Source organism: Candidatus Vampirococcus lugosii (genome assembly GCF_018420025.1).
Classification (GTDB): Bacteria; Patescibacteriota; Gracilibacteria; order Absconditabacterales; family Absconditicoccaceae; genus Vampirococcus; species Vampirococcus lugosii.
Genome location: NZ_JAEDAM010000088.1, coordinates 1 through 3,544, shown reverse-complemented (window position 1 = coordinate 3,544; position 3,544 = coordinate 1). Strand labels below are relative to the sequence as shown.

Sequence of the window (3,544 nt, the reverse complement as noted above, 5' to 3'; positions counted from 1 at the left end):
TGCAAAAAAACTTTTAGATCTGATTTTTCTACAAATATATAATAAAAATCTTTTTGTAAAATGTTGTTATTTAAGTGAGTTATAAGTTCTGTTTTTCAGACTCTTCTTTTTCCAAGTAAATATATAAACTCAAAATTATTTGAAGTTATTTTTTGTGATAAAACTTTTATTTCTTTTTCTCTGTTATAAAATTTCATTTTTTATGAATTATAGTATAAATTATTTATAGTATAATAATTTTATAGTATAAATCAAGTTTTATTTTAATTTTTTACTTCCAAAACAAATACCTAATTCATCATGTAGCACTAAGTAATATCATCAAAACTCTTCACAATATAGCACTTGCCAAAACTATTTCTGCATTTACTCAAAATATTCAATACATATAAATTGAAAAACTTTCAGTAACTCATAGAGAATTTATAGAAATAGGAATTATTCAAACTATATTTACTATTGGATATACAAAAGAAATTAAACTCAAATCTACATTATTTCATAATGATCAAAACAATAAATATTGTCATATTATTGAATTTAAAACAAATATGAATGATATTAAAAAACCAAAAAACAAAACTTTTTTATTTTTAAAAGTTATTAAAATATTTATAAGTTTAACAAATTTATTTAATAGCTTGTTTTTAAATTCATTTTTAATTGATTTTTTATTTAGTAATAAAAATATAAAAAATCATAAAATACTTATAATTAAAAAAATAATAATGTAAAAAATAATGATGTTATTTGTATATAAAATTGGTAAAAAAGATATTGAAAAAATTATTATAAAAATATTTAAAGCAACAAATCATAATCATCTTTCAAGTATCATAGAAGACATTATTTGAGCTTTTTTGTTTTCTATTTTTTTATTTAAATACAAAAATTTATATCCATCTCATCATATACTACTTGGCAAGAAATTATTAAAAAAACTTGCTATCCAATAAAGATTAAAAGATTCTTTCAAAGATATGTTTATATCATATTGTTTTAATATCAAATACCATTTGAAAGAACTTAAAAATATACCTACAGGCCATAATAAACAAGCTATAATTACATAAAAAATATTTATATTTTGGAAAACTTTTATAAATTCATCAAAATCTATATAATAAGCAAATATTATATAAAAAAGAAAAATAGTTATAGATAATTTTATTAAGAATTTAATTTTATTCATTTGTTTTTTTTCAAATTAATAGAATAGAATTAAGTAATGAAGTTTTAACTTTATATGATTTATTCCAAAATAATAATTTCAAAAATCAAATATTATATAAAAATATAGAAATATAAGAGGTTAATCTAGATAAGAAAAATCATTGAAAAAATAAAGTATAATAATTTTTATAAATAACTTTAAATCAAGTATCAAAAAACATTTGTTGTAAACTATTTATAGAAGTTGGTAAAGAATGAGTATAATCACAAATAAAAAAATCTTCTTTAAATATTTTGTAATCTGGGGTTGCTGTTAAAACTATTCAACCATTATTTAATCTTTCATAACAACTATCCAACAATTCAATAGCTTTATATTTATTATCCATATGTTCAAAAACTTGATTCATAAATATAACATCAAATTTTTGTTCAATATTAATAGGAGGGACAAAATCATTTATAACATCAATTCAATTTTTTTTTAAATTATCAGCCATAATTTTATTTCATTCAATAGCTTTATAATTAAAATTATTTTCTAAACATTTTTTAGCAAAGAAACCTTTTCAAGGTCATATTTCTAAAATATTAATATCTTTTTTATCAATATTTTGTTTAATAAGTTTTATAAAAAAATTATTTCTATAGTCTACTGTTTTTTTTCAAATTTTTGTAGTAGATCAATTTTTTCATTTACTAAAATTATCATAAAATCACATATTTATTTGATTAATTTATAAAATTCATTTAAATATTCATTTTTTTTTAAGTCATTTTCAGTAATTTTTTTTCAAAAAAGTTTTATATATTTATTATATAAATCAAAACGATTTTTTAATAATTCTTTTATCAAGAAAAAATTTGATTTATTTTTTTTATAATAAGTTTTTATATTATCATAACTTCACCATAAACTAGAATAATTTTTTCAATCTGTTCTCACCCTACTTAAATATAAAGGTTTTTGTATTGTATATATTTTTTTTTGATTTTCACATAAAATATATCTCATAAAATACATATCCGTTCTATATTTTATAGATGTATCATATTTTTTTCATTTTATATTTCTAAAAACTAAACTAGGATGTGAAGTTGTATAGTTTGTCTTATTTTTTTTAATTAATATCATTTTTCATGTTTTTTCATAATATTTAATAGGTAATCATCAACATCAAATATATTTTTTATTTGTTTCCAAAAATTCTATTTGTATTTCAAATTTGTTTGGATGATAAATGTCATCATGATCTACAATTCAAATATAATCTCAATTAGCTTTATTCAACAAAAAATTAATACCACCATATGCTCATAAGTTTTCTTTTGATTCAAATAATTTTATACGATTATCTTTTTGTTGTAATTCTTTAATTTTTTTTAATGTATTATCTTTTGAATTGTTGTCTATTATCAATAATTCAAAATTGTTATAAGTTTGATTTGTTATAGAATTTACAGTTGTATTTATAAATTTTTCAGCATTGTAAGAACATAAAATTATAGATATTAATTTGTTATTTTTCATTAACTTTTTTTATTAATTGATAAACTTTTAATTACTATATCATTATAACTAAATTTATTTTTAGAATTATTTATAAAAATATTTTGATGATTTATTTTTATATTTATATCTCTTTTTCTCAAAGCATAAAGAAAAATATTTGAATTATCTTTTTGTTTTTCAAATATTCATTTTACAACTGTTTGTGCTCATCCAAGTCACATTGAGTCTATTAAATGGAGTGTTTTTTTCATTATTTTATTTATTATAATTTAATTAAATTTCAATATTTCCTAATTAAAAGTTTTTGGATTATCCAAATCTATCCATTTTTTAAACTTCAAAAAATATTTTACTTTAATAAAAAACTCGTCTGGAATAGGTTTTAGTATCATTCACAAAAAAGCTTTTCACTTTCTTTTAAATATCTCATAATAATATTGTTTTGTTGTCATGGGGTGTGGGTTAAAGGTTAAAAATGGAAAATTTTTCTCCAGCCAATGGTTGGATTATTTAATCCAGTAAATTCATCTCTCTTTCTATTTCTTCAAGTGTTGGAAGCAATCATTTCAAATCTTCTGGTAAATCTTCTTTTGTAATATAAGAAGCAACTCATATAGGTTTATTCACATCTTTTAGTGCATATTCTACTATCAATCTATTTTTGTCTTTACAAAGAATTATTCAAATAGGAAGATTTTCTCATTCTATCATATCCTGCTTTTCCAAAGCTGATAAATACATATTCATCTTTCAAGTATATTCAGATTTGAAATTCCCAGCTTTTAGTTCTATAACAACAAAACATTTTAATTTTCTATGATATAAAAGCAAATCAATATAAAAATCTTCTCATCAAAT

7 protein-coding genes are annotated in these 3,544 nt (G+C 18.5%); all 7 read right to left on the bottom strand.

All coding sequences use genetic code 25. From position 1 onward, the window contains the following. A partial coding sequence (locus VAMP_RS04925; RefSeq protein WP_213349837.1) for an ATP-binding protein occupies positions 1-197 on the bottom strand: 197 nt, incomplete at its 3' end. A gap of 74 nt (positions 198-271) precedes the next feature. Then, entirely contained in the window at positions 272-1,192 is a 921-nt protein-coding gene (locus tag VAMP_RS04920; protein WP_213349836.1) for a lysylphosphatidylglycerol synthase transmembrane domain-containing protein, read from the bottom strand. Next, positions 1,185-1,895: a class I SAM-dependent methyltransferase gene (locus VAMP_RS04915; RefSeq protein ID WP_213349835.1), complete on the bottom strand. Its 711-nt coding sequence runs from the start codon at positions 1,893-1,895 to the stop codon at positions 1,185-1,187. The genes VAMP_RS04920 and VAMP_RS04915 overlap by 8 nt, the downstream gene beginning before the upstream one ends. Positions 1,896-1,897: 2 nt before the next feature. Next, positions 1,898-2,704, bottom strand: a complete 807-nt coding sequence (locus VAMP_RS04910; RefSeq protein ID WP_213349834.1) for a glycosyltransferase family 2 protein — start codon at positions 2,702-2,704, stop codon at positions 1,898-1,900. Next, positions 2,704-2,937: a hypothetical protein gene (locus VAMP_RS04905; protein WP_213349833.1), complete on the bottom strand. Its 234-nt coding sequence runs from the start codon at positions 2,935-2,937 to the stop codon at positions 2,704-2,706. Before VAMP_RS04905 ends, VAMP_RS04910 begins: the two co-directional genes overlap by 1 nt. Positions 2,938-2,976: 39 nt before the next feature. After that, on the bottom strand, positions 2,977-3,138 hold the full coding sequence (locus tag VAMP_RS04900) for a hypothetical protein (RefSeq protein ID WP_213349832.1): 162 nt from the start codon (positions 3,136-3,138) through the stop codon (positions 2,977-2,979). 58 nt (positions 3,139-3,196) lie between these two features. Beyond that, on the bottom strand, positions 3,197-3,544 hold a 348-nt coding region (locus tag VAMP_RS04895; protein WP_213349831.1), incomplete at its 5' end, for a PDDEXK nuclease domain-containing protein.